The sequence below is a fragment of the Pedobacter superstes genome, from assembly GCF_037622515.1.
GTDB lineage: Bacteria > Bacteroidota > Bacteroidia > Sphingobacteriales > Sphingobacteriaceae > Paradesertivirga > Paradesertivirga superstes.
Window position 1 is genome coordinate 108,513 of record NZ_JBBJCN010000007.1, and the last position, 26,745, is coordinate 135,257.

A 26,745-nucleotide genomic window follows, 5' to 3' on the forward strand; every position below is an offset into this window, starting at 1 on the left:
TTTTGCAAAAGTATCTTAAAAAAAGAAATGGGTGGTATTATTCTTGCAGCCTTTTTGATTTTATCTATATAATTTCAAATCGTTATGGCTAATCTAAAAAATCTGAACATAGCTATTCTAACAGAGAATGGCTTTGAAGAAATTGAACTCACTAGTCCGAAACAAGCTTTGGAACAAGCAGGAGCCAGGGTTCATATCATTTCTCCTCAAAGAGAAAAGGTTAGGGCAATGAAAAATCACGAGTGGTCCATCGAACTGGCAGTTGATAAACATATCTCTGAAGCTAAAGCGGAGGATTACGACGGGCTTTTATTGCCAGGAGGTGTAATCAATCCTGATCAGCTTCGAATGGACGAACAGGCAATACATTTTATAAAATCTTTTTTTAATGCCAATAAGCCTGTTGCTGCAATCTGTCACGGTCCCCAATCTCTAATTACGGCGGGGGTTACCGAAGGAAGAACTTTAACTTCTTATCCATCAATTAAAATAGATCTGATTAATGCAGGCGCTAACTGGGTTGATGAAGAAGTTGTGGTCGAGCATGGCCTGGTTACAAGTCGTAATCCAAATGACTTACCTGCCTTTAACGCAAAAATGTGTGAAGAATTTGCAGAAGGAGTACATGTGGGGTAGTATTAAAAAAGAATGCCAAAAGGTTCAGTTTCACCTTTTGGCATTCAATATATCTCGGATTAAACCCTGTGAATTTTCAATCAGGCACTTCTTTTGTTTCAATAAAATGTTTGAAATTTAAAATATCTTCTCGAATAATCTCTTCAATAGCCGGGGAGAATTGTTTTGCAAGTCCTGTCCCCAGTCCTCCAATTGGCGACTGATAGCTAAAAACCACTTCAACTTCTGTTCCTCCTCCTGGTGCATCATTAAATTCTACTTTCCCGCCATGCTCAAGTGGCGACCCTTTTACGGAGTGCCAGCCAATAAATTGGTTTTCTATCTCCTTCACAATTTCAGCATTCCAGCTTATTGCAGGAGTATTTTTAGAAAACCGGGCTCTCCAGTGAGAGTGAATTGGACCTTTTTCTTCTACTGATTCAATATGATGCATGAAAAGGGGCAGATTTTCTAATCTTCGCCAGAATTGGTACACTTCGTTGCTAGGGCTGGTGACCGTAAACTTTTGTTTTATGTTTATTACTTCTGGTTTGGTGCTGTCCGCTCCCACTGCCTCATAAACCGGGCAATGTCCGCTGGCTCCCCTCATAAACAAAGTGCCACCTGCTACAACCTTCGATAAGCCCTTAACAGGATGTTTAAACAATGATTTAATCCCAGAATATAAAAGGAATGCTCCACTTATTACTGATAGAATTCGTTCGGGGGTGTTAATATTTACATATTCGTTTCTTAAGTTCAAATGATTTTCAGTATTCCCGGTATTGTATTTTTCGGGACGGTTATACATGTCAGGATATATAATAGCCATTGTTTTTTGGTTTATTAAAGAAACGCCGATTTGCTCTGAGTGTTTGATTAATTGCAATTATTGTACTGGGAGATAAAACGTATTTTTGAATAATTTCACTTTGTTAATATGATTTTTAAGGTTTTATGAGATCCCCGCTGATTGTTTTAATCCTCTCATTTATAAATATTTCTGCTAACTGTCAGATCGTTGCCGATACTTCTAAACTTGATGAAGTAATTGTAACATCATATTTTTCTGAGCAACCAATATTGGGCGTTCCTTCCTCAATAAGTTTAATTAATTCCGAGATTTTGCAGAATCAAGCCGGGCATTCGCTTCTGTCAGCAATTAATACAGCCCCTGGGGTACGTATGGAGGAACGGTCGCCCGGGAGTTACCGATTATCTATCAGAGGAAGTTTATTACGATCTCCTTTCGGGGTAAGAAATGTTAAAGTTTACCTTGATGATTTTCTATTAAGTGATGCCGGGGGGAATACATATCTTAATTTGCTGGATGCCTCAAGCGTGGGAAGTATTGAAATTTTGAAAGGTCCCGAGGGGAGTATATTCGGGGCCAATTCGGGAGGGGTAGTGCTAATCAGCTCTGAATTAGTAAAACAGGATAGTTCGTTAATCTCTGCCGGAATTACCGCTGGATCTTATGGATTATTTCGGCAGGATGTTAGCCTAAAAACAAAAACAAATACTTTTGAAATAGCTTTAAATGAAGCCGTTCAGCATTCTGATGGGTATAGGCAGAATAGCGAGTTAAATCGCAAAAGTATTCAGTTGACTCCCAGGTGGAAATATTCTAATTCAGCAATACTAAGCTCTTTAATAATGTATTCTGATTTAGATTATCAAACACCGGGCGGATTAACCCAGGCCCAGGTCCGGCAAAATGCCCGTTTGGCAAGACCAGCAACATCTGCAGTTCCCGGAGCGGCGGAGCAGCAGGCTGGTATTTTTAATAAAACTTTTCTTGCGGGGCTGTCGCATTCAAAACTATTCTCTCCAAAGCTGAGGCATGTAGTTTCTTTAACCGGTTCATTTACAGATTTTGTCAATCCCTTTATTACTACCTATGAAATCCGTGAAGAAAAAAGCCTTGGATTAAGAACATATATTGAATTGAGCAGCAGGAACGAATCATCAAACTCGTGGAAATGGCAATTGGGAGCAGAAGGACAGCAAACCAGTTCTGAGAAAAAAAATTATAACAATTTAAGCGGGGAAGTGGGAGAGCCACAGGACTTTGTTGATTTTAAAGGTTATCAAGGTTTCTTTTTTTCACATTTAACTTTTAAACCTACTAATCGTTTGACGACTGAAGCCGCAATAAGTCTTAGTTTTTATAGGTATAACTTCAAAGGAATATATCCTGTTGCATCTGAGTGGCAAGACAGAGCTTTCAAAGCTCAGCTTCTTCCAAGACTGGCGCTTTCATACTTTCTTACAGATTATCTGGCATTACGTGCATCAGCCAGCAAAGGTTATTCTCCTCCTACAATTGAAGAGGTACGCCCATCGAGCCGCGAAATAAATACAGATCTGCAGCCAGAAGCCGGATGGAACTTTGAAACCGGAATTCGACTATCAATTTTCAATAACAGAGTTTATTTTGACAATGTTGTTTTTCATTACAAACTTAAAGACGCTATTGTAAGAAGAGTCAATTCTGCAGATACCGAGTATTTTGTTAACGCAGGAGGCACAAAACAAACAGGATTGGAAACTCAGCTTAACGCCTGGGTTGTTCCATTAAAGAATTCAGGATGGATGAGGGGTGCTAAATTTAGCGAAAGCTATTCCTGGAGCAGATTTAAGTTCGAGAGTTATATAGTTAATTCTTCAGATTTTTCGGGGAATAAACTAACAGGAGTTCCCCGGCATAACCTGGTGAGTTCTGTAAATCTTTATTTCCCGTTAAACTTAAACCTATACTTACAACATGCCTATGTTTCCTCAATGCCATTAAACGATGCAAATACCCAGTTTGCAGATAAATATCACCTGCTGCAGGCAAAACTGAGTGTGCAAAAAAAGGTTAATGCTTATATAATAAAAGTCTTCGCTGGCGCCGATAACATCTTCAATTCTAAATATAGTTTAGGCCACGATTTAAATGCCTTTGGGGCAAGGTTTTATAATCCGGCTCCCCCCAGAAATTTTTATGGAGGGATAATTACACAATTTTAATTAGCTTGGGACAGAGCCATTTATTTTCTCTGAAAATTACTCTATATTTAAAATTAATTATTAGGATAAAATAATTCCGGGCATGGAGCAAAGTACAATAACCACATCCCTTTCTCAAAACCTTGTCAAGAATCTGCCGGGGATGATTTACCGGGCTGTATCCGACCGGAATTGGAACATGACCTTTGTCAGTAATGGATGTTATGCTTTGACAGGATACTATCCGGAGGAAATATTAAATAATGCATCAACAGCATATGCCGACATTATTCATCCCGAGGACAAAGTCTGGGTATGGGAATACTTTTCCGAAGAATTAAAGAATAAACAGGAATGTAATGGTGAGTATCGGATTATAAATAAAGAAGGTAAGATAATCTGGGTTCGGGAAATTTCTAATGGAGTATATAGTGATTCCGGACAACTGCTGTATGTAGAGGGATATATTACGGATATATCTGAAAAGAAGGATTACAGACAAGTAATTTCGACGCTTGAAGCGCATGTGAATGAAAGTGTTTTAAATGAGAAACGTTTAAAGGCGTTAATAGATGGTGTTCCGGATAAGCTCCTGCGTATTGGAAAAACAGGAAACTGTTTATCGTATAAAAATGAAAATCAGGAATTAGTAATTGAAGCCGATTCAGTCAGAAAGCCTCATCTAAAAGAAATTTTCCCCTTGGAAATAGCTGAGAATTTCCTTGCGTATACTAAAAATGTTCTGAGATACAACAATAGCCTAAGATATGAGTATCATTTAGCGGGCGACCATCATAAGCTTTTATATTACGAAGCTCGCTTTGTGAAAAGTGACGATAATGAAGTTGTTTGCATCATTCGTGATATTTCGGATACTATAAAAGCAAAAGAAGAAATAAAAACTGCCAAAGAGTTTTATGAAAGTATCATCAATAATGTAAATATAGATATTGCAGTTATTGATGAGAAGAACCGGTATTTATTAATCAGCAAGTCGGCGGTAAAAGATGATAACACTCGCGACTGGTTAATCGGGAAAACAGATTTTGACTATTGCAGATACCGCAATAAAAATATCGAGATTGCTGAATCCAGAACAGAAATGTACAACCTGGTTGATGAACTCAAAAAGCCTATCGAATGGATCGAGGAGTTATCCGATAACTCTGGAAAAAAGAAATATTTTGTAAGAACCTTAAAACCACTTAAAGGTCCGAATGGTCAAAAATATAAAGTTGGATATGGAGTTGATATTACCGCATTAAAAGTTATTCAAAATGAATTATTGCGGAGGGAGCATTTGTTATCTTTCAGCCATAAGCTAGCAAAGGTAGGGTATTGGGTCTGGTATGGAAGCAATCGTAAGCATGAATGGAGCGATGGCATTTTTGATATTCTTGAGGAAGATAAAAAGCATGTTACTCCATCTCTCACAACATATTTAAATTATATTCATCCGGATGACCGGGAGAGTTTTAAAAAAACAATAAAAGAATCGAGGAAAAATAATTCTACTTATTCATTACAATATCGGATTATTACAAAAAATGGAAATGTTAAATATATAAAAGAGCAGTCGTCGAGCAGCCGGACGGATTCCAACTCTAATACTTACCTCTTTGGAATGGTCCAGGATATCACTGAGATGAAAACTTCTCAGGATGCTCTTGCACACAGGGAGGAGCATTTCAGGGCGATTGCCGAAAGCTCCCCTATATATATTTTAGAGCTCAGCTCTGATTATCGGATCACATATGTTAATAATGTAAATGGTAAAAAGAGAGATGAGGTTATTGGCTCATCTGTATTTGAGGCTGTGATGCCTGAGTATCATGCATTATTAAGGAATCATATTGATAAAGTTTATAAATATGGGGTGGTCAAAAATCTTGAGTTAGCAGTTAACCAAGCCTTAAATGAATGGTACAGTGTGAGTATTGGGCCTGTCAAAAACGATGCTGGCAAGGTCATGTCTGTAATACTCCTGGCACAAAATATTACTGAGAAAAAGCAAAACGAGCAGGAAAAGGAACGTTTAATAATGGAGATTAATAACCGTTATAATGAATTGATGCAGTTTAACTATATTGTATCGCACAACCTCCGTTCTCCAATAGCTAATATCCTGGGGATGTCTTATATTCTGAATGCCAGCACTCCACCTGAGGATGTTAGAAAAATTTTCGATTACATCATTCAATCTGCCGAATCGATTGATACTTTAATAAAAGATTTAAACGATGTCTTAACGGCCAGATCTCCATTTAATGAAAAAAGAGAAGAATTCAGACTAACTGATATTGTTAAAGAGGTTTGTAATAGTCTTGAACAACAAATTAAGGGTTCGGACGCCAATATTCAAGTCGAAATTAGTGATGAAGCCGATCAGTTAACAAGTATCAAAAGTTATGTTCAAAGCATCATACATAATTTAGTTTCAAATGCAATTAAATATAAGGCGCCTGACAGAGATCCTGAAATCCATATAAAAGCCTGGAAAAATGCTGAAAATATATATATAGAAGTTTCGGATAATGGTATCGGAATTGATTTGGAACAATATGGCCCTCAGATTTTTGGTTTATATAAACGATTTACCAGTCAGAACGAAGGGAAAGGATTAGGTCTTCATATGACTAAAGCGCAGGTAGAATCTTTAGGCGGTTCAATAACGGTAGAAAGTGAAGTCAATAAAGGTTGCACCTTCAAAATTGTTTTATAGGATTTAAAGCTTAAAAATAATCCTTTTATATCTTTGCCGCCTGATGCAGAAAATTGAAAACTATATTTCAAGATTTCCGGGCAAAACATTTGCTGCTTTACTTTTTCTGGCAATTCCTCCTTTTTTAATCAATCTTGGTTTGCTTCCACTGTTTGCTGATGAGCCAACACGTGCGAATGTGGCTTTAGAAATGATTCTTTCTGGTAATTATTCGGTGCCTACGATTGGTGGAGAATACTATTACAATAAACCTCCGGTGTATAATTGGTTATTAACACTGGTTTATCAAATTTCGGGAAGTTTTTCTGAGTTTGCCACAAGGTTGCCGGCAGTTGTGCCATTATTTCTGTTTGCAATTACCATTTATTATTCCGCAGCATTCTTTTTAAAAGATAAGCGTATAGCCCTGCTAAGCGCAATACTTTCCATGGTAAACGGTAGGATGCTTATATACGACTCTATGCTGGGACATATTGATATATTCTACTCCTGGCTTACCTTTATTTCTTTTATGTGCATTTTTTATTTTTATCAAAAGAAGCACTGGTTTTTATTGTTTTTCACATCATATATTATTACCGCCATAGGTTTCCTGTGTAAAGGGATGCCGTCAATTGTATTTCAGGGAGTAACTCTTATAACACTCCTAATTTACACCAATAACTTTAGACGCTTATTTAGCTGGCAACACATTGTAAGCGGAGTAGTATGCCTTTTGCTAATTGCATCATATTTTTTTAATTATTCTTTATATAATTCTAATCTCGAAGGTTATTTTTCTACAATTTGGGATCAAAGCAGTCAGCGTACAGCAGCTAGTGTGGGATTGTGGAAGAGCATGAAACATATTTTTCTTTTTCCATTCGAATATGCCGGACATCTTTTCCCTGCCAGCCTTCTCCTCCTTTTTTGTTTTCACAAGGAGTTTATTAAGCAGCTCATGCGAAATAGTTTTCTTAAATTTTGCGGCTTGATTTTTTTGGCAAATATCCTAGTGTACTGGCTTTCCCCTGAAACCCGGCCAAGATATTTATTGATGCTGTTCCCTTTATTGTTTTTTATCTGGAGCCATGCTTATTATACCTTTCGGGATAATCTGCCAAAGCTAAACAGGGTGTTTGAATCCATTCTGATCGGTTTATGCGTTTTGGTGACTTTAGTCATCCCATTTGCGTTTTTGTTTAATATCAGGGATTACATAAGTTTCTTTTCAATCAAGGTTCTGGTGGTATTTTTGCTTGCCGCATTGCTTACATACTTAATTATTAAGTTCAAAACCCATAGATTAGTCGCATTCTTAGCATTTCTATTAGTTGTAAGGCTAGGATTCAGCTGGTTGGTATTGCCGCATAGGCTGCAGCGCGATGAAGGACGGTATTTTAGGAGTATTGCCACAGAAATTGGGAAAATGAGCGGGCAGGAACCCTTCTATTTTTATCAGTATCATCCACATGTTGCAAGCATTCCTTTTCATGATAAATTGATTTTTTATATTCAGCGTTCACGTATGAAGCAGGTAAATTTTACCGAAGTGGATACTGTAAGAGGTTATTATCTTACCTTTGACCGCGATTTAAAAAATCAGAAAGCTGTATTATTAAAAACTTACAATAGCAATCTGAAATTATATAAAGTAAAATGAGAGAACTCTCTGTTGTTGTAACAGTTCTTAACGAAAAGGAAAATATTGCTCCCTTAATTGACGCAATTCATAATGCGCTGACGGGAATTGATTATGAAGTAATATTTGTTGATGACGGTTCTAATGATGGTACTCAAAAAGAGATTCGCAAGTATGCAAACGAGCATATTATATTAGTAGAACTCCGGAAAAATTATGGTCAGAGTACAGCGATGACAGCCGGAATTGATCATACAAGCGGTACATATGTAGCTTTATTAGACGGCGATTTACAAAACGATCCAACCGATATTCCATTTATGCTGCAGAAGCTTAAGGATGAAGATTGGGATGTAGTTGCAGGAAATCGCAAAAATCGCCAGGATGGAGTTTTTCTTAGAAAAATACCATCCAAAATCGCGAATGCGTTAATCCGCAGAATGACTGGAGTATATATTAAAGATTACGGATGCACACTTAAAATATTTAAACGTGAAATTGCCGAAGATTTAGGAATATACGGTGAGTTACATCGATTCATTCCAGTATTGGCTAAACTCCAGGGAGCAAATATTACTCAGGTAGACGTTAAGCATCATGCCCGTAAATTCGGTTCATCCAAATACGGACTCAACCGCACCTTTAAAGTTATGGCTGATTTAGTAACGATGGTGTTTTTACGGAAGTATCTTCAAAAACCTATGCACTTATTTGGTCCCCTTGGGTTTATTTCATTTGGATTTGGTGTTTTAATTAACATCTATTTACTGGTGCTGAAAATCTTGGGCCATGATATTGGAGGCAAGCCGCTGTTGATATTGGGCCTGATTCTGCTTTTAGGAGGAATACAGCTCATTACAATCGGTATACTGGCAGAAATCAGCATGCGCACTTATTTTGAAGGAACAAACAAAAAGACATACCAGGTAAGAAGAATTTTTAATGGAACTAAAGAAAGTCTGGAATCACGTTAAAACCCCTTTAAAGATTGTTATTACAATCGCTTTAATTTATGTTGTATTTCAAAAGATTGATTTTAGGGATATTAAAAAGCTATATCTTACAAGCAATCTACTATTTATATTTCTCGCCTTTCTTGCCTATTTTTTCTCGCAGGTGGTTTCCTCCTGGCGCTTGTTAAGTTTTTTAAAATCAATCGGGATAAATGTTAGCCTCTTATTCAATTTCAAGCTGTATCTGCTCGGTTTATTTTATAATATTTATGGTGGCATAGGGGGCGATGGCTACAAGATTTACTTGTTAAGAAAACGTTTTCAAAAACGCACCAGGAAAATCATATTTGCAATATTATTGGATAGGGTTAGTGGATTGTGGGCAATTGGTTTTCTGTTTTCTACTTTAATTCTCTTAATTCCCAGAATAAAAATTCATTGGTATATAATAGTACCTGCTGTATTACTAGGTACCTTAATATATTATGCGGTCCTGCAGTATTTTTTCCTGCTTTACAACAGGAACTTTATTAAAGCACATCTTAAAGCTATTGTGGTGCAATCATTACAGTTGGTGAGCGTAATGTGTATTTTATTAGCTCAGGACTTTAATGGTAAATTTTCACCCTATCTGTTTAGTTTCCTTGTATCATCAATCGCAGCGATTATCCCTATCGGAGCTTTTGGATTCGGGACAAGGGAATATGTGATGATACATATTTCGGATTTTTTTAATATGAATCAGAGTCTGGCAGTTTTTGTAACTTTTACCTTTTCGATTTTGTCAACTTTGGTTGCTCTGACGGGTATATGGTTTGTATATCGTTCAAAAGAATTTGAGCCATTGCCAACAGAGGAAGAAGCCGAAGATTTTGAGAAAAAAGCCGATAAAGCTATTGAAGAATAGCCGAGTTGTTCTTGAACCATTTATAAAACTCATCTAATCCCTCTTTTAATCCTGTGGAAGGATTGTAACCCAAAAGTTCCTGTGCTTTAGAAATATTTGCATAGGTTCTTGGAACATCTCCCGGTTGCTCAGGTAATCTGTCGATCACTGCTTTTTTTCCACAAGTACTCTCGATCGCCTCAATCAATTCTGCCAGGGTCACTGTTTTATGATTACCAAGATTGATGATTTCAAAATCCGATTTATTATAATCAATGGCAGCTATTACTCCTTTTACTGTATCACTCACAAATGTATAATCACGGCTGGTAGAGCCATCTCCATAAACAGGAATAGGCTGATCGTTTAAAATAGATTTAAAGAATTTGTGAATAGCTAAATCTGGCCGTTGACCGGGACCGTAAACTGTAAAAAATCGTAGAGCCAGAAAACGAATGCCATACAATTGGCTATATACATGTCCCAGCATTTCTCCCGAAAGCTTGGTTGATGCATATGGGCTTATGGGCAGTAATTTCTCTTCTTCATTCCAGGGCACATTTTCGTTTATTCCATAAACACTGCTTGATGAAGCGAATACAAATTGCTTAATAGTTCTGCTTTTAGCGAATTCCAGAAGCGTTTGCGTACCGCTTACATTTACATCCTGGTAAAGAATGGGGTTTTTGATACTTGGTCTGACACCGGCCTTCGCTGCAAGGTGAATAATTACATCAACATTTGTAGCCTTTTCAAGATCCTCCGTATTTCTGATATCTCCTTCAATAAACTTGAAATTCGGGTTTTCGCCTAAAGGCTTTAAATTCAATTCTTTCTGCTGGCGAGAATAAAAATTATCGAAATTGTCTATTGCAGTGACTTTGAAATTTTTTAATAATACCGCTATCAGATTACTGCCTATAAAACCTGCTCCCCCTGTTACCAGAATATGTCTCATTGAAATAATTAAGGCTGCAAATCTACACTAATTAATAATTTTCGAATATTCAAAGCTTCATATGTGGGTAAAATCTCGTTAAAACTTCGAACTTTGCGTTCATGTCAATTTAGATCGGTCGGACAACCATAATAGAGATATAAAATTAAATTAATATAAACCCATACCTTGAAACCCGCATGAGTTTATCGCTAAAAAGTCTTAAAAATGATCTTTGCCTGCCTGAAGAACAGCTGGGCTTACCGCTTACAAATCGCGGTGAATAAACTCATGCAGGCCCGACCGAACGAAAGCCGGGCAGAGTTCATAACCTTTAAAAATAAATTATATTCAAATGAAAATAGTAATAACCGGAGCAAGTAGCGGAGTTGGTTTTGAAGCTGTACTGGAACTGATAATGAATTCTGACCATGAAATTGTTGCTCTTGCCCGCTCTGAAGAGAATCTCAAAAGGCTCTATAAGATCGCTACGTCATTAAACCCCGATTGCAAGCTATTTCCGGCAAAATTTGATATTGTGCACGATGATTACAGCTCCCTGATCAGTTTTATTGAAGATCGAATTGGTTCTGTCGATGTTCTGATTAATAATGCTGGTTCTTTAATTACCAAGTCTTTTGAAGAGACCACACAATTGGATTTTGCGGATATGCTCCAAAGCAACCTTTTAGGCCATGTTAAAATGATTCACAATTTGTTACCGCTATTAAATGAGAACTCTCATGTTGTAAATATTGGAAGTATGGGCGGTTTTCAGGGAAGTGCGAAGTTTCCGGGATTAGCAGCATACTCAGCGAGTAAAGCGGCATTACATACACTTACGGAATGTTTAGCAGTTGAATTCAATGATCGGAAGATTCGATTTAATTGTTTAGCTTTAGGTTCGGCACAAACAGAAATGCTGGAAAAAGCTTTTCCTGATTATCAATCACCTGTAATGGCTTTCGAGATGGGTAAATATATAGCCGATTTTTCGTTAACCGGTCATAAGTTTTTTAACGGAAAGATTTTGCCTGTTGCCGTTACCACACCTTAATTAAATGCTATGAGGGCTGTTATATTTCTTTTATCGGGGCTTATTCTTGTGGCTTCTTGTAGGAACGAAACCGAACCTAAAATAAGTGATAAGGATATCACCTTAGTGTCAGATAAAGACGGATCTCTCGCCTCACCTCCGTATAATGTAGAATTTAATGAAAAAACTCAGCGTCTAAGCCTGATACGCAGTAATGAAAGCCTTGAAGGTGCTGATTTAAATGCTATCATCAGTTCAATAAATAAAAAGTACCAGGATATTAAGCTGAACTTAGTAAAAGCAGGGCGTGATACGATTGAGCTGAAAATTGACGATGCCCGTCAGCTCACTCAAGGTATGGGTAGTACCGGTGCAGAGGCATACCTGGCTGAGGTTACTTATTCATTAACGGAACTGAAAGGAGTTAAAGCTGTAAAAATAGACTTTGAAGAAGGCGATCATGCAATGCCTGGAACGTTTACCCGTGCTGATTTTAAAGCTTTAACAGACTCTGCTAAAAGCAAATAAAATGTGGATGCCGGACTAAGCAACAGCCACATTTTATTAATATGCTACTCTTGTTGAAAGGTTACTTCTTGTTCAAAAGAAGTATTTCATTCACAATAATTTCAGTAAAGTATTTTTTTATACCAGCATTGTCTGTATAGCTTCTGGAACTTAAACGTCCTTCAACGCTGATTTCACTGCCTTTACGTAAATACTTTTCTGTCAGGTCAGCATTTTTATCCCACATAACAAGATTATGCCATTGAGTTTCTTCAATTTTTTCTCCTTTTTCATTCCTGTAAGAAGAGTGAGTGGCAATTGATACTTTTGCTAATTTTTTGTTGTTTGCAATTGTTTTAATTTCTGGTTCATTACCTAAGTTTCCTACCAGACGAACACTGTTTCTTAAATTACTCATTTTCTTAATTATTAAATTTGATTACCCGATTAACGAACAGTGATATTCCTTCATCACCGACGATACAAAGGTGAAAAGAGTGCTGAAAATTAGCCGGAGCTTAAACATTTATATCCGCATATATCCGGATATACACGGATAGTGATTATATTTACAAAGCATAAATTCCTAAAAATCAATTCAAATACATGGAGCGTATATGTTTAGATTGTTCTGAAATAATTAAAGGCCGGGCAGATAAAAAGTTTTGCGATGATCAGTGCAGAAGTAATTACAATAATCGTCTTAAGGTCGAAAAAAGCGATTTTGAAAAGGAGGTGAATGCTGTTTTGCGTAAAAACCGGAGTATTCTGCAACAACTTAATCCGGATGGTAAAACCAAAATCAGCCGTGAAAAACTGCTGAGCAAAGGATTCAGTTTCCATTATATCACACATATTTATCAGACGCAAAAAGGAAATACTTATCGTTTTTGTTATGAGTATGGATACCTGAAATTAGAAAACGACGACTTTTTATTAGTTAAGAGAGAAGATAATCAGGCTTAACAATACAAGTAATTTCTGCCTTTCAGTATTTTGCAGAAAGCTTGTTTTATGATAAAAACATTTTATTTTTATCATACCTAAATTATCTATGAACAAGAGTTTTAAAGAGTTTTTCGAGTTTTCAAAAAAAGAGTTGAATGGTTTGCTGATACTCAGCATTCTTTTAATGTGTATCCTATCTGCTCCAATTATCTATGCTTATTTAAATCCTCCCAAAAAGTATGATTACTCCGAGTACATAGCCGAAGTGAAAGAATTCAGGGCTTCGGCAGCTGATAAAGTGCCTTATAAATCCAGGTATCGATCAAACAAAGTGGAAGCAGATGATGAGGCTTTTTCTGGCGAATTATTTACGTTTAATCCCAATAATTTAAGTGCGTCAGATTGGAAACGATTAGGTTTAAGTGATAAACAAATCAAGGTTATTAAAAATTATGAATCAAAAGGAGGGAAGTTTTATCGCAAAGAGGATCTCAAAAAGATATATTCTATAAAGGCGGGAGATTATGGCAGGCTTGAGCCGTTTATTGATATCCCACAAAGGAATAGCAGCTTTAGGAACACGTTTAAACCTGCCGGGAATAAATCTAGTACGCCACGGGCAGTAATTGATTTAAACTCTGCCGACTCCGCACAATTAGAAAGTATAAATGGAATAGGCCCGGCTTTTGCCTCCAGGATCATAAAGTACCGAAATCGCTTAGGTGGCTTTTGTAAAAAGGAACAACTGAAAGAGGTTTATGGTTTAGATACAGTATTGTACCAGAAACTTCAAAGCCTGGTAACTCTTAATCCGGCTTCAATAAAACAAATTCCAGTTAACCTGGCGACTTTCGAGGATCTGAAAAGGCATCCTTATCTGTCCTATAAACAAATGAATGCTATTATTGAGTACAAGAAACAGCATGGAGATTATAAGGACATTAATGATTTGAAGCAAGTTGCTATCTTAAATGAAAGTGTGCTGAATAAAATAGCTCCGTATTTATCATTTTCAAAGTAAATCCAGTATATTCATTCCAACCTTTTTGTATGACAAGTGTTAGGATAATAGGAGCAGGGACAATGGTGGAGTGTGCAAGTGGGATCATCAAACTCTGTTTAGAAAACCAATTAATAAACATTTATGATTGAAACCAATTCTTCCGGCTACAATTTTTCTGTCGATGAAAATCAGGAGATGATCATCCAAATGGTTCGCGGTTTTGCAGACAAGCATGTCAGGCCGCATGTAATGGAATGGGATGAAGCACAGTTCTTCCCGGTAGAAATTTTTAAGAAATTAGGTGAACTGGGCTTAATGGGAGTACTGGTACCCGAAGAATATGGAGGTTCCGGATTTGGCTATTTTGAATATGTAAATGTTGTTGTGGAAGTAGCTAAGGTTTGCGGTTCCATAGGACTTTCACTTGCAGCTCATAATTCTTTGTGCACCGGCCATATTCTCTTGTTTGCCAATGAAGAACAAAAACAACGCTGGCTGCCTAAACTTGCAAGAGCCGAATGGATTGGAGCCTGGGCGCTTACCGAAGCTAATTCTGGGTCCGATTCTTTAAATATGAATACTACAGCCGTGAAGGATGGAGATTATTATGTAATTAACGGCTCAAAAAACTGGATAACTCACGGCAAATCAGGAGATGTAACAGTGGCCCTGGTTAGAACCGGAGATCGAAACAGCGCCTCGGGAATTTCAGCTATTGTTGTAGAGAAGGGCACTCCCGGTTTTACTCACGGAAAAAAAGAGAATAAATTAGGCATGAGAGCCTCGGAAACCACTGAATTAATATTTGATAATTGCAGGGTACATAAAGATAATTTGCTGGGTGAAGAAGGACAGGGATTTAAGCAGGCAATGAAGGTTTTAGATGGAGGCCGGATTTCTATTGCCGCTTTAGCCCTGGGGATTGCCAAAGGTGCGTTTGAGGCCGCTGTGAAATATTCAAAAGAAAGGCATCAGTTTGGCCAGCCTATATCCAGTTTTCAGGGAATTGCATTTAAACTGGCAGATATGGCAACCGAAATTGATGCGGCAGAATTACTGATTTTAAAAGCAGCTGATTTAAAGAACAGAGGAGAATCCGTTACAAAGAATTCAGCGATGGCTAAATATTATGCTTCTGAAGTTGCTGTTAAAGTAGCCAACGACGCAGTGCAGATTTTTGGAGGTTACGGGTATACCAAAGATTTTCCTGTTGAGAAATACTACCGTGATGCAAAGCTTTGTACTATCGGAGAGGGGACTTCGGAAATACAGAAGATTGTGATTTCGAGGGAAATACTGAAGGATTAAGGGCATATAATGCCCTTTTTACATCTTATACCAGTATAGAACATATCATTATTATATGCACTGCCAAACTCACAAAAAAAGAAAGAATAGTAAACCTGGTACTTGCCCCGCTCATATTCCCTACAACATTTATAAAAAACAGAATCATACTAATTCCAAGAATCATAGATGTTGGCCCATTTAACAGATTCGACATTAAAAAACTGAGGGGCACAAGCAAACAGTGTATAAGCAAAGAAATAAGCCACCAAAGTAAGTGCTGTGTTTTTTGATGATCTGCATAAGCAATATATTTGGTCCAAAAAGTGGATAAATTTATAGATTGGTTGTTTTTAAATGTTGCTGCTGATGTTTTTAAAGTTGTCATAATAGTCGTTTTACAAATGCAAAATTGCAAAGCGCTGAAGATTCAAAATATGACACAGGTCATTTTAGATAAGATCCTAATCACAAAATTTGGATAGGTGAAAATCATTGCTCACTTAAGCGATCTCTCATCAAAACAGATTTAGCTGCTTTTTCTCAATTTTATCCTTTGAGTTCTAATAATTTGCAGTAAATTTGCAATCCTTAACGAGAGGAGGTATTTACAGATTATGATCATTATAAACGTTAAAGACGGTGAATCACTAGATAAAGCATTAAAACGCTTCAAGAAGAAATTCGAAAAAACAGGAGTTTTAAGAGAGCTTCGTAGTCGTCAGGCATTTGAAAAGAAGTCTATTACCCGCCGTACTCAGGTTAAGAAAGCTATTTATAAACAAGGCTTGAATCAGGAAACTGTTTAGTTTTCTCAACATAGATTTTAATAATTAAAAACCTATTTGTATATTGCTTTTGCACTATATAAATAGGTTTTAATGTTTATAGAACGTTTTACCAACTATCTTCATTACGAAAAACGTTTCTCTGCGCATACCTTGAGCGCTTACATTCAGGATTTACATCAGTTCCAAAAATTTTTATTTCTGAGCGAAATTGATCTCGCTTCGGCCAGGCATCACGACATCCGTTCATGGATGGTAGAATTACTGGATGCAAAGACGGAGCCTAGAACCGTTCAGCGGAAATTATCCACTTTACGTACTTTCTATAAATTTCTTCAGCGGGAAATGCTTATTGATAGCAATCCGGCGTTGCAGGTAAAGGCTCCAAAAATTTCTAAGAAGCTTCCTGTATTTATTGAAGATTCGAGCATGAATAATTTGCTTGATGATAAAAACGTTTTTACCGGTGACTTCGAAGGCCTGAGAGATCAGCTTGTTATGGAGCTGCTTTTTGGAACAGGAATCCGGTTATCTGAATTACTGATTTTAAGCGAAGGCGATGTTAACATATACGAGCAAACTATTAAGGTTTTTGGTAAACGTAGTAAAGAAAGGATAATTCCTGTTAATGTTACTTTGATCCGGTTACTGGAAGTATATATTAAACAAAAATCCGCGGAAAATTTTCAGAACCTTTCTCAAAAGTTGATCGTAACAAGTGAGGGAAAGCCCGCTTACTCTAAACTTATTTATCGTATAGTGAACAAATATCTGGCTTACATAAGTTCAAATCAAAAAAAGAGTCCTCATGTTTTACGCCATTCATTTGCCACAAGTTTATTAAATAAAGGCGCGGATTTAAACGCAATCAAAGAGCTTCTTGGACATGCAAGTTTAGCTGCAACCCAGGTTTATACCCATAATTCTGTTGAAAGATTAAAAACAATTTATAAACAAGCCCATCCAAAGGCCTAAAACAAGGAGGAAAAATGAAAATTAGTGTTCAATCCATCCATTTCAATGCCGACAAGAAACTGTTGGCCTTTATTCAGAAGAAAGCCGATAAGCTGGATCAGTTTTTTGACCAGGTAATTAGTGCAGAAGTTTATCTAAGATTAGAACGAACTGAGGACGAGTTAAATAAAATTCTGGAGATAAAGTTAAATCTGCCTGGAACGATGCTTTTTTCAAAGCAGCAATGCAAATCATTTGAAGAAGCAGCAGATCTTGCGGCCGAATCGCTTAGACGGCAGATCGATAAATATAAGTCAAAATTAAATGTGCGTTTAAGTAATTATAAAATGGATTTTGTTGGAAATATGGCCAATGCATAAATAAATTTTTTTCCATAAAACTCAGAAAATCCGGCAGTTAAAACACTGTCGGATTTTTTTTGGAAAAAAATTTTGTTGAGCTGTTAATTTGTGTAGATTTGCAGTCCCTTTCAGAGAGGTCATTCTTTAAGAGACAATCACTGAAAGTAATGTTCTTTAACTTGCGAATTTTTTAAGTGTTTAAAAATACACGCCTCCTTAGCTCAGCTGGTAGAGCAACTGACTTGTAATCAGTAGGTCATTGGTTCGATCCCGATAGGAGGCTCTTTAATTTCAGATCAGCCGATCTGAAATTTTGGGGGGATACCAGAGCGGTCAAATGGGACGGACTGTAAATCCGTTGCTTCGGCTACGAAGGTTCGAATCCTTCTCCCCCCACTGGAATAAATGATTGAAGGAAGGAATATTTGAAGGTTTGAATTGATTCTCTCATTCACTCCCTTCTTTATTCAATCATTGGAATAAGATAATAAGCGGAAGTAGCTCAGTTGGTAGAGCGATAGCCTTCCAAGCTATAGGTCGCGAGTTCGAACCTCGTCTTCCGCTCATTAATAGTTAAGCAGTCGGCATTTGCCGTTTGCAGTTTTTTCATTTTGTGAGAACTGGTAAATGAAAAGCAATTGTAATAAAAGCCGATGTAGCTCAGCGGTAGAGCACTTCCTTGGTAAGGAAGAGGTCATGGGTTCAAGTCCCATCATTGGCTCTTGAATGTAATTAATTCATAAAATATAAAATTTAACCTACTAATAGAAGTATAACATCATGGCAAAAGAAAAATTTGACCGTAGTAAACCCCACCTTAACATAGGTACAATCGGTCACGTTGACCACGGTAAGACTACATTAACTGCCGCTATTACAAAAGTATTAGCAGATGCAGGATATTCAGAAGCGCGTTCATTTGAATCAATTGACTCTGCTCCTGAAGAAAAAGAAAGAGGTATCACTATCAATACAGCTCACGTAGAATATTCTACAAAAAACCGTCACTATGCACACGTTGACTGTCCTGGTCACGCGGATTATGTAAAGAACATGGTTACAGGTGCTGCTCAGATGGATGGTGCTATCATCGTAGTTGCTGCAACGGATGGTCCTATGCCTCAAACTCGTGAGCACATTCTTTTGGCTCGCCAGGTTGGTGTTCCTTCTCTTGTTGTATTTATGAACAAGGTAGATATGGTTGATGATCCTGAGCTTTTAGAACTTGTTGAAATGGAAGTTCGTGAGCTATTATCTTTCTACGATTTCCCGGGTGATGATATTCCTGTAATTCAGGGTTCAGCTCTTGGTGGATTGAACGGTGATCCAAACTGGGTTCCAAAAATTCTTGAATTAATGGATGCTGTTGATAGCTACATTCCAATTCCTCCACGTTTAACTGAGCTTCCTTTCTTGATGCCAGTTGAAGACGTTTTCTCAATCACTGGTCGTGGTACTGTTGCTACAGGACGTATTGAGCGTGGTGTTATTAACTCAGGAGAGCCGGTAGAAATACTAGGTATGGGTGCTGAAAACTTAAAATCAACTGTAACAGGAGTAGAAATGTTCCGTAAAATCCTTGACAGAGGTGAAGCAGGTGATAACGTAGGTTTGTTGTTACGTGGTATTGAGAAAACTGATATCCGTCGTGGTATGGTTATCTGTAAACCAGGTTCAGTAACTCCTCACACAGATTTCAAAGCTGAGGTTTACGTATTATCAAAAGCAGAAGGTGGCCGTCACACTCCATTCTTCAACAAATACCGTCCACAATTCTACTTCCGTACAACAGACGTAACTGGCGAGATCACTCTTGCTGAAGGAGTAGAAATGGTTATGCCAGGTGATAACGTTACTATCTCTGTAAAACTTATCAACGCTATCGCGATGGAAAAAGGTTTACGTTTCGCTATCCGCGAAGGTGGTAGAACAGTTGGTGCTGGTCAGGTAACTGAAATCGTAGCATAAAACCTTTTAATTCCTTAAGGGGATTAAATTTAGGGTTCAATACATTCAAAGTACTTAGTTTTTTACTAAGTACTTTGTTACTGAATAACAAAATCTATTTCTTCCAGGAGAAATAGTTTACGGGAATAGTTCAACGGTAGAATAGAGGTCTCCAAAACCTTTGATCAGGGTTCGAATCCTTGTTCCCGTGCTAAAGCTTTAAAATGGCTAAAGTAGTAGAATTTTTAAAAGAATCGTACGATGAAATGACCACTAAGGTCTCCTGGCCTACATGGTCAGAATTGCAGAATTCTGCAGTTATCGTACTGGTAGCATCATTAATCATTGCATTATTGATTTTTGCTATGGATAATGGGGTGCGTACTATAATAGAAACATTTTATCATTCAGTAGCAAATGGTTAACGCAATGAGTGATCAATTGAAATGGTATGTGGTTAGGGCTGTAAGTGGCAAGGAGAAAAAGGTTAAACAATATATCGAGTCCGAGATTAATCGTCTTGGAATTTCTCATTTGTTACCACAGGTACTGATTCCTATGGAAAAGTATTATCAGATGCGTGAAGGAAAGAAAATCGCTAAAGAGCGGAATTTTTATCCTGGATACGTTCTGATTGAAGCTAATCTTGACGGAGAGCTTGAACACATAATTAAGAATGTAAACAGTGTTATTGGTTTTCTTGGCGACAAGCAAGGCAATGCTGTTCCATTACGTCCTGCAGAAGTGAACCGGATACTTGGAAAAGTTGATGAGATGGCTCAGCAGGGAGAAGTCATGAATGTGCCATATTACGTAGGCGAAAACGTTAAAGTAATGGATGGTCCGTTTAATGGTTTTACAGGTGTAATTGAAGAGGTTAACGAAGAGAAGAAAAAACTGAAAGTTATGGTTAAGATCTTCGGTCGCCGTACTCCATTGGAGTTAAATTACATGCAGGTAGAGAAAGAATAAAAGTATAAGGTAGCAAGTATAAAGTAAAAGGATGAGGCGCGGTTAGTCTTGATACCTGACGCTAAATACTGTTACTCCATAAAAATCTTAAATGTTACATAGCTTCCAACTAACTAACATTGAGTATCAAATAATCAACAAAAATGGCAAAACAAGTTAGTGCGCTTATTAAATTACAGATTAAGGGAGGGGCAGCAAACCCGTCTCCACCGGTAGGACCTGCGTTAGGTGCTAAAGGTGTAAACATCATGGAATTTTGTAAGCAATTTAATGCACGTACGCAAGACAAGCCAGGCAAAGTATTGCCAGTTGTAATTACAGTTTACGCAGACAAGTCATTCGAATTTATCATTAAAACTCCACCGGTAGCCATCCAGTTAATGGAAGTTACAGGTTTAAAGAGTGGATCGGCAGAGCCTAACCGTAAAAAGGTAGCTCAGGTTTCCTGGGAACAGGTTGAAACCATTGCTAAAGATAAGATGACCGACTTAAATGCATTTACTATAGAGTCTGCCATGAGAATGGTTGCCGGTACAGCACGCAGTATGGGAATTACCGTTAGTGGTAACGCTCCCTGGAATTAATTAATTCAAATTAAGAAAGTGGCTAGATTAACAAAAAATCAGAAAAAGGCACTATCCAAAATTGAGGTAGGTAAAGCATATACTTTACAGGATGCATCTGCACTTGTAAAAGATATTACCACTACAAAATTTGATGCTTCTGTAGATATTGACGTTCGTTTGGGCGTTGATCCTCGTAAAGCAAATCAAATGGTACGTGGTATCGCGACATTGCCTCATGGTACAGGTAAGACTGTTCGTGTTTTAGCATTAGTAACTCCTGATAAGGAAGAAGAAGCTAAAGCTGCGGGTGCAGATTACGTGGGTCTGGATGAGTATATCGCCAAAATAGAAGGTGGATGGACAGATGTTGATATCATTATCACCATGCCTAGTGTTATGGCAAAAGTAGGTAGACTTGGACGTATTTTAGGTCCTCGTAACCTTATGCCGAACCCTAAATCTGGTACTGTAACTACTGATGTAGGTAAAGCAGTAACGGATGTTAAAGGTGGTAAGATTGATTTCAAGGTTGATAAAACCGGTATCATCCATACTTCCATAGGGAAAGTATCTTTCCCGGCTGACAAGATTTATGAGAATGCGGTTGAAATTCTTCAAACGCTTTCAAAATTAAAGCCTTCGTCATCAAAAGGAACATATTTCAAGAGTATTCATATCTCTTCGACTATGTCTCCTGGAATCGAAGTTGAAACTAAATCAGTAGTGGGGATCTAATCATGAGAAAAGAAGAAAAACAAGAGATTGTTCAAGCTTTGACTGAGCAGATCAAAGAGTATGGTAATTTTTATATTACTGATACTTCTGACCTAACTGTAGCTAAAATTACTACAATCCGTCGTAAATTTTTTGAAAACGGGATTTCTCTTCAGGTAGCTAAAAATACCCTTATTCGTAAGGCTATGGAAGCTGCAGGAGTTGACTCTTCAGAATTCGACAGTGTATTAAAAGGCTCATCAACTATCCTGTTTTCAACAGTAGCAAATGCTCCTGCAAAATTGATTAAAGAACTTAGAAGAAGTGGTGATAAACCGCTTTTGAAAGGGGCTTATATTGATACAGCGGTATTTGTTGGCGATAATCAATTAGATGCTCTTGCAACTTTAAAATCGAAAGAAGAGCTTGTTGGAGAAATCATTGGATTATTGCAATCGCCTGCTAAAAATGTTATTTCGGCTCTTAAATCAGGCGGAACTACAATTGCAGGATTAGTGAAAACATTACAAGAAAGAGGTTAAAACGGACACCTGTAAGTTCCGTAATTTAAAAAAGTATTGAATTAAAAATTAAATATAATGGCAGATTTAAAAGCGTTTGCTGATCAATTGGTAAACTTGACAGTAAAAGAAGTTAACGAATTAGCTCAGATCCTAAAAGACGAGTATGGTATTGAGCCTGCTGCTGCTGCGGTTGCAGTTGCTGCTGGTCCAGCTGGTGATGCACCTGCTGCTGCAGAAGAAAAAACTTCTTTCGACGTTATCCTTAAAGAGGCTGGTGGTCAGAAGTTAGCAGTTGTTAAACTTGTAAAAGATTTAACAGGTCTTGGTTTGAAAGAAGCTAAAGATTTAGTTGACGGAGCTCCAAAAGAATTGAAAGCTGGTGTAACTAAAGACGAAGCTGAAGCTTTGAAAAAACAATTAGAAGAAGCAGGAGCTGTTGTTGAAGTTAAGTAAGCTTAACTCAATAAAAAAATAGCCTTAGACTCCGGTTTTCACCGGGGTCTATTGCTGTTTGTATTGTACCCATTTTTGTTTGACTTACAAGATTGGGGATAATCCAAAATAAGTCACAGTTTATTTTTTAAACTAAAATCTTAATCCATTGGCAAACAAAAATCAAAGCGAAAGAGTAAATTTTGCGACCAGCAAACACGTGATCGATTATCCCGATTTCCTGGATGTGCAATTGCAATCTTTCAGGGAATTTTTTCAATTGGAGACCACTTCAGACAACCGTCATTCAGAAGGTTTGTTTAAGGTGTTTGCTGAAAATTTCCCAATCTCTGACTCAAGAAACATCTTCGTTTTGGAGTTTCTTGATTACTTTATTGATCCGCCGCGTTACGATATACAAGAATGTATCGAGCGTGGTTTAACACACAGTGTTCCGTTAAAAGCGAAGTTACGTTTATCATGTAACGATGCCGAGCATGAGGATTTTGAGACGATTGTTCAGGATGTGTATTTAGGAACTATTCCTTATATGACTCCTAAAGGAACATTTGTAATTAACGGTGCAGAACGTGTTATTGTATCGCAACTACACAGGTCTCCCGGTGTGTTCTTCGGTCAAAGCCGCCACACGAATGGTACTAAATTATATTCAGCTCGTGTAATTCCTTTTAAAGGTTCATGGATTGAGTTTGCAACAGACGTTAATAACGTAATGTATGCTTACATCGATCGTAAGAAAAAATTTCCGGTTACCACGCTTCTTCGTGCAATAGGATATGACTCTGATAAAGATATCTTAGAATTATTCGAACTTGCTGATGAAGTAAAAGTAAGTAAATCGGGTCTGAAGAAATTCGTTGGCCGTAAACTTGCTGCAAGGGTTCTTAAGAAATGGGTTGAAGATTTCGTGGATGAGGATACAGGTGAAGTAGTTTCTATCGACCGTAACGAGATTATCCTTGAGCGTGAAACCATCCTAGAAGATGACCATATCGATATGATCATTGATGCTGGTGTAAAAACGGTTATCCTTTCTAAGGATGATGCATCCAGCAACGCTGATTACTCAATTATATACAACACATTACAGAAGGATACTTCTAACTCTGAAAAAGAAGCGGTTGAGCATATCTATCGCCAGCTACGTAACGCTGAACCACCTGATGAGGAAACTGCCCGTGGTATCATCGATCGTTTATTCTTCTCAGACAAGCGTTATGATTTAGGCGATGTAGGTCGTTACAGAATAAATCGTAAGTTAAAGTTAAGTACGCCTGTTGAAACCAAGGTTTTAACTAAACAGGACATCATTGCCATTGTAAAATATCTGATCAAGTTAATCAACTCTAAAGCAGAGGTGGATGATATTGATCACTTGTCAAATCGTCGTGTACGTACAGTAGGCGAGCAGTTATATGCTCAGTTTGGTGTAGGTCTGGCACGTATGGCCCGTACCATTCGTGAGCGTATGAACATCCGTGACAACGAGGTGTTTACTCCAACAGATTTGATTAATGCCCGTACACTTTCATCTGTGATCAACTCGTTCTTCGGAACTAATCAGTTATCACAGTTCATGGATCAAACGAATCCTCTTGCAGAGATTACGCACAAACGTCGTCTTTCAGCTTTAGGCCCCGGTGGTTTATCGAGAGAGCGTGCTGGTTTCGAGGTTCGTGACGTTCACTATACCCACTACGGTAGGTTGTGTACAATCGAAACTCCAGAGGGACCAAACATTGGTTTGATTTCATCACTTTGTGTTCATGCTAAAATTAACAATCTCGGGTTCATTGAAACACCTTATCGTAAGGTAGATAACGGACGTGTAGTTGTTGAAGAACCGGTAATTTATCTTTCTGCAGAAGATGAAGAAGGAAAAACTATTGGCCAGGCAAATGCTAAGTATAGCGATAACGGAGATTTCGAAACTTCACACGTGAAAGCACGTTTTGAAGGTGACTTCCCGATTATTGAACCAGACAGACTGGATTTGATGGACGTTGCTCCGAATCAGATTACCTCTATAGCGGCTTCATTAATTCCTTTCTTGGAGCATGATGATGCTAACCGTGCCTTGATGGGATCGAACATGCAGCGTCAGGCTGTGCCATTGTTACGTCCGGAAGCACCGGTTGTAGGTACAGGTCTGGAAGGTCGTGTCGCCCGTGATTCACGTACGTTGATTAATGCTGAAGGAACTGGTATTGTTGAGTATGTTGATGCGAATGAAATCCGTATCACTTACGAAAGAAATGACGATGATAAATTAGTCTCTTTCGAGGGTGAAACAAAATCTTACCGCTTAACTAAGTTTAAGAAAACTAACCAGAGTACTTGTATCAACTTAAAACCGATTGTTAAGAAGGGTCAGAAAGTTCAAAAAGGACAAGTTCTTTGCGAAGGATATGCAACTCAGGATGGAGAATTAGCATTAGGAAGAAACCTTAAGGTGGCATTCATGCCTTGGCAGGGTTTTAACTTTGAGGATGCGATTGTTATCTCTGAGCGTGTGGTATCTCAGGATATCTTTACTTCACTTCACATTGAAGAATTTGAATTAGAGGTTCGTGATACTAAACGTGGTGAAGAAGAATTGACACCGGATATTCCTAACGTTTCTGAAGAAGCTACAAAAGACCTTGATGAAAACGGTATCATCCGTGTTGGTGCTGAAGTTAAGGAAGGTGATATTCTTATTGGTAAAATCACTCCGAAAGGAGAATCTGATCCTTCACCGGAAGAAAAACTTCTTCGCGCAATTTTCGGAGATAAAGCAGGTGATGTTAAAGATGCGTCTTTAAAAACTCCTCCATCAATCGGTGGTGTGGTTATCGATACCAAGTTATTCTCACGTGCAAAGAAAACTACTAAGGCAGAAGAAAAAGCATTGTTGGAGAAACTGGATAACGGTCATTTCAAAGCGGTTAAACAATTAAGAGATAGCCTGATTGACAAACTTTTCACAATTGTGAATGGTAAAACTTCTCAGGGTGTTTTCAACGTTTATAAAGAGTTACTTTTACCTAAAGGTGCTAAGTTTACTCAAAAGATGCTTGCTGAACTGGAATTCGCAAACATCAATCCAACTAAATGGACAACTGATGAAGATAAAAACGAGCTGATCAAGCAATTGCTTCACAATTATAACATTAAGCTTAACGAAGAGCTTGGTGCTTACAAACGTGATAAATTCGCAATCAGTGTTGGAGATGAGCTTCCATCAGGTATCGTACAGATGGCTAAAGTTTATATCGCTAAAAAGCGTAAGCTTAAAGTGGGTGATAAAATGGCCGGTCGTCACGGTAATAAAGGTATCGTTGCGCGTATTGTTCGTGACGAGGATATGCCATTCCTTGAAGACGGAACTCCGGTAGATATCGTTCTTAACCCATTAGGGGTACCTTCGCGTATGAACCTTGGACAGATCTACGAAACTGTTTTAGGTTGGGCAGGTAAAGAGCTTGGTATTAAATTCGCTACTCCTATTTTTGATGGGGCTACTCATGAAGAAGTGGAAGAATGGGTTGCTAAAGCAGGCGTACCGGCATCAGGAAGAACATATTTATACAATGGCTTAACAGGCGAGCGTTTTGACCAGCCAACTACAGTAGGTATTATTTACATGCTGAAATTGGGACACATGGTTGATGATAAAATGCACGCACGTTCAATCGGACCATATTCATTAATTACACAGCAACCTCTGGGTGGTAAAGCTCAGTTCGGTGGTCAGCGTTTTGGTGAGATGGAGGTTTGGGCACTTGAGGCATTCGGTGCAGCTAACATCCTTCAGGAAATCTTAACGGTTAAGTCTGATGATGTTGTTGGTCGTGCAAAAACATACGAAGCGATTGTTAAAGGTGAAACCCTTCCAACACCTTCTGTTCCCGAATCATTCAATGTATTGGTTCATGAGTTAAGAGGTTTAGGTTTGGAAATCACGTTAGATTAAT

Annotated in this window: 26 protein-coding genes and 5 tRNA genes; 27 read left to right on the forward strand and 4 right to left on the reverse strand. The window is 37.9% G+C overall.

Annotated features, from left to right (window positions below):
* Window positions 1–84: 84 nt before the first annotated feature.
* The gene (locus tag WG906_RS16915) at window positions 85–636 is read left to right on the forward strand and encodes a type 1 glutamine amidotransferase domain-containing protein (protein WP_339994024.1); all 552 of its coding nucleotides are present in this window, start codon (window positions 85–87) and stop codon (window positions 634–636) included.
* A 76-nt stretch (window positions 637–712) separates the two neighbouring features.
* On the opposite strand, the gene WG906_RS16920 is transcribed toward WG906_RS16915, so the two are convergent.
* On the reverse strand, window positions 713–1,447 hold the full coding sequence (locus WG906_RS16920) for a YgaP-like transmembrane domain (RefSeq protein ID WP_339994025.1): 735 nt from the start codon (window positions 1,445–1,447) through the stop codon (window positions 713–715).
* A 125-nt stretch (window positions 1,448–1,572) separates the two neighbouring features.
* Here WG906_RS16920 and WG906_RS16925 point away from each other — a divergent pair, with 125 nt between their 5' ends.
* The 5 genes from WG906_RS16925 to WG906_RS16945 all read left to right on the forward strand — a co-directional run bounded on the left by WG906_RS16925 (window position 1,573) and on the right by WG906_RS16945 (window position 9,812).
* Window positions 1,573–3,630 carry a TonB-dependent receptor gene (locus WG906_RS16925; RefSeq protein WP_339994026.1) on the forward strand — a complete coding sequence of 686 codons (2,058 nt, stop codon included), beginning with the start codon at window positions 1,573–1,575 and terminating at the stop codon, window positions 3,628–3,630.
* Window positions 3,631–3,712: 82 nt separating this feature from the next.
* Entirely contained in the window at window positions 3,713–6,331 is a 2,619-nt protein-coding gene (locus WG906_RS16930) for a PAS domain S-box protein (protein WP_339994027.1), read from the forward strand.
* 43 nt (window positions 6,332–6,374) lie between these two features.
* Complete coding sequence (locus WG906_RS16935; protein WP_339994028.1) at window positions 6,375–7,973, forward strand: ArnT family glycosyltransferase; 1,599 nt, start codon at window positions 6,375–6,377, stop codon at window positions 7,971–7,973.
* Entirely contained in the window at window positions 7,970–8,926 is a 957-nt protein-coding gene (locus tag WG906_RS16940; RefSeq protein WP_339994029.1) for a glycosyltransferase family 2 protein, read from the forward strand. Before WG906_RS16935 ends, WG906_RS16940 begins: the two co-directional genes overlap by 4 nt.
* Window positions 8,895–9,812 carry a lysylphosphatidylglycerol synthase transmembrane domain-containing protein gene (locus WG906_RS16945; RefSeq protein WP_339994030.1) on the forward strand — a complete coding sequence of 306 codons (918 nt, stop codon included), beginning with the start codon at window positions 8,895–8,897 and terminating at the stop codon, window positions 9,810–9,812. The genes WG906_RS16940 and WG906_RS16945 overlap by 32 nt, the downstream gene beginning before the upstream one ends.
* Here the strand turns inward: WG906_RS16945 and WG906_RS16950 are convergent.
* The gene (locus WG906_RS16950) at window positions 9,799–10,749 is read right to left on the reverse strand and encodes a GDP-mannose 4,6-dehydratase (RefSeq protein WP_339994031.1); all 951 of its coding nucleotides are present in this window, start codon (window positions 10,747–10,749) and stop codon (window positions 9,799–9,801) included. The two genes, WG906_RS16945 and WG906_RS16950, sit on opposite strands and share 14 nt — an antisense overlap.
* A gap of 334 nt (window positions 10,750–11,083) precedes the next feature.
* On the opposite strand from WG906_RS16950, the gene WG906_RS16955 reads away from it, so the two are divergent.
* Window positions 11,084–11,785 (forward strand): SDR family NAD(P)-dependent oxidoreductase, encoded by a 702-nt coding sequence (locus WG906_RS16955; RefSeq protein ID WP_339994032.1) that lies wholly within the window; start codon window positions 11,084–11,086, stop codon window positions 11,783–11,785.
* 9 nt (window positions 11,786–11,794) lie between these two features.
* Window positions 11,795–12,292 (forward strand): GerMN domain-containing protein, encoded by a 498-nt coding sequence (locus tag WG906_RS16960; protein ID WP_339994033.1) that lies wholly within the window; start codon window positions 11,795–11,797, stop codon window positions 12,290–12,292.
* Window positions 12,293–12,353: 61 nt separating this feature from the next.
* On the opposite strand, the gene WG906_RS16965 is transcribed toward WG906_RS16960, so the two are convergent.
* On the reverse strand, window positions 12,354–12,689 hold the full coding sequence (locus WG906_RS16965; protein ID WP_339994034.1) for a single-stranded DNA-binding protein: 336 nt from the start codon (window positions 12,687–12,689) through the stop codon (window positions 12,354–12,356).
* Window positions 12,690–12,877: 188 nt separating this feature from the next.
* Between WG906_RS16965 and WG906_RS16970 the strand changes: the two genes are divergently transcribed.
* The 3 genes from WG906_RS16970 to WG906_RS16980 all read left to right on the forward strand — a co-directional run bounded on the left by WG906_RS16970 (window position 12,878) and on the right by WG906_RS16980 (window position 15,530).
* Entirely contained in the window at window positions 12,878–13,237 is a 360-nt protein-coding gene (locus WG906_RS16970; protein WP_339994035.1) for a hypothetical protein, read from the forward strand.
* 88 nt (window positions 13,238–13,325) lie between these two features.
* On the forward strand, window positions 13,326–14,240 hold the full coding sequence (locus WG906_RS16975) for a helix-hairpin-helix domain-containing protein (protein WP_339994036.1): 915 nt from the start codon (window positions 13,326–13,328) through the stop codon (window positions 14,238–14,240).
* A gap of 123 nt (window positions 14,241–14,363) precedes the next feature.
* Window positions 14,364–15,530 (forward strand): acyl-CoA dehydrogenase family protein, encoded by a 1,167-nt coding sequence (locus WG906_RS16980; RefSeq protein ID WP_339994037.1) that lies wholly within the window; start codon window positions 14,364–14,366, stop codon window positions 15,528–15,530.
* A gap of 25 nt (window positions 15,531–15,555) precedes the next feature.
* Here WG906_RS16980 and WG906_RS16985 read toward each other — a convergent pair whose 3' ends face one another.
* Window positions 15,556–15,897, reverse strand: coding sequence for a hypothetical protein (locus WG906_RS16985; RefSeq protein WP_339994038.1), 342 nt, complete (start codon window positions 15,895–15,897; stop codon window positions 15,556–15,558).
* Between the two features lie 229 nt (window positions 15,898–16,126).
* Here WG906_RS16985 and rpsU point away from each other — a divergent pair, with 229 nt between their 5' ends.
* The 16 genes from rpsU to rpoB all read left to right on the forward strand — a co-directional run bounded on the left by rpsU (window position 16,127) and on the right by rpoB (window position 26,744).
* Window positions 16,127–16,318 carry a 30S ribosomal protein S21 gene (rpsU, locus tag WG906_RS16990; protein ID WP_339994039.1) on the forward strand — a complete coding sequence of 64 codons (192 nt, stop codon included), beginning with the start codon at window positions 16,127–16,129 and terminating at the stop codon, window positions 16,316–16,318.
* A gap of 72 nt (window positions 16,319–16,390) precedes the next feature.
* A complete protein-coding gene (locus WG906_RS16995) occupies window positions 16,391–17,272 on the forward strand; it encodes a tyrosine-type recombinase/integrase (RefSeq protein ID WP_339994040.1) in 882 nt (293 codons plus the stop codon).
* A gap of 14 nt (window positions 17,273–17,286) precedes the next feature.
* Window positions 17,287–17,631, forward strand: a complete 345-nt coding sequence (gene hpf / locus WG906_RS17000) for a ribosome hibernation-promoting factor, HPF/YfiA family (RefSeq protein ID WP_339994041.1) — start codon at window positions 17,287–17,289, stop codon at window positions 17,629–17,631.
* 192 nt (window positions 17,632–17,823) lie between these two features.
* A tRNA-Thr gene (locus tag WG906_RS17005) sits at window positions 17,824–17,896 on the forward strand.
* A 32-nt stretch (window positions 17,897–17,928) separates the two neighbouring features.
* A tRNA-Tyr gene (locus WG906_RS17010) sits at window positions 17,929–18,009 on the forward strand.
* Window positions 18,010–18,104: 95 nt separating this feature from the next.
* Window positions 18,105–18,177: transfer RNA gene (locus WG906_RS17015), tRNA-Gly, on the forward strand.
* Window positions 18,178–18,262: 85 nt separating this feature from the next.
* A tRNA-Thr gene (locus WG906_RS17020) sits at window positions 18,263–18,334 on the forward strand.
* Between the two features lie 59 nt (window positions 18,335–18,393).
* Window positions 18,394–19,581, forward strand: a complete 1,188-nt coding sequence (tuf, locus tag WG906_RS17025; protein WP_339994042.1) for an elongation factor Tu — start codon at window positions 18,394–18,396, stop codon at window positions 19,579–19,581.
* A gap of 119 nt (window positions 19,582–19,700) precedes the next feature.
* Window positions 19,701–19,771 (forward strand) — tRNA-Trp (locus tag WG906_RS17030).
* A 13-nt stretch (window positions 19,772–19,784) separates the two neighbouring features.
* On the forward strand, window positions 19,785–19,985 hold the full coding sequence (gene secE / locus WG906_RS17035; RefSeq protein WP_339994043.1) for a preprotein translocase subunit SecE: 201 nt from the start codon (window positions 19,785–19,787) through the stop codon (window positions 19,983–19,985).
* A 4-nt stretch (window positions 19,986–19,989) separates the two neighbouring features.
* Window positions 19,990–20,532 (forward strand): transcription termination/antitermination protein NusG, encoded by a 543-nt coding sequence (nusG, locus tag WG906_RS17040; protein WP_339994044.1) that lies wholly within the window; start codon window positions 19,990–19,992, stop codon window positions 20,530–20,532.
* A 143-nt stretch (window positions 20,533–20,675) separates the two neighbouring features.
* A complete protein-coding gene (gene rplK / locus WG906_RS17045) occupies window positions 20,676–21,116 on the forward strand; it encodes a 50S ribosomal protein L11 (protein WP_339994045.1) in 441 nt (146 codons plus the stop codon).
* An 18-nt stretch (window positions 21,117–21,134) separates the two neighbouring features.
* Window positions 21,135–21,833 carry a 50S ribosomal protein L1 gene (gene rplA / locus WG906_RS17050; RefSeq protein ID WP_339994046.1) on the forward strand — a complete coding sequence of 233 codons (699 nt, stop codon included), beginning with the start codon at window positions 21,135–21,137 and terminating at the stop codon, window positions 21,831–21,833.
* Between the two features lie 2 nt (window positions 21,834–21,835).
* Window positions 21,836–22,354 carry a 50S ribosomal protein L10 gene (gene rplJ, locus WG906_RS17055; protein WP_339994047.1) on the forward strand — a complete coding sequence of 173 codons (519 nt, stop codon included), beginning with the start codon at window positions 21,836–21,838 and terminating at the stop codon, window positions 22,352–22,354.
* Window positions 22,355–22,411: 57 nt separating this feature from the next.
* Entirely contained in the window at window positions 22,412–22,789 is a 378-nt protein-coding gene (gene rplL, locus WG906_RS17060) for a 50S ribosomal protein L7/L12 (protein ID WP_339994048.1), read from the forward strand.
* 148 nt (window positions 22,790–22,937) lie between these two features.
* On the forward strand, window positions 22,938–26,744 hold the full coding sequence (gene rpoB / locus WG906_RS17065) for a DNA-directed RNA polymerase subunit beta (RefSeq protein WP_339994049.1): 3,807 nt from the start codon (window positions 22,938–22,940) through the stop codon (window positions 26,742–26,744).
* Window position 26,745 lies beyond the last annotated feature (1 nt).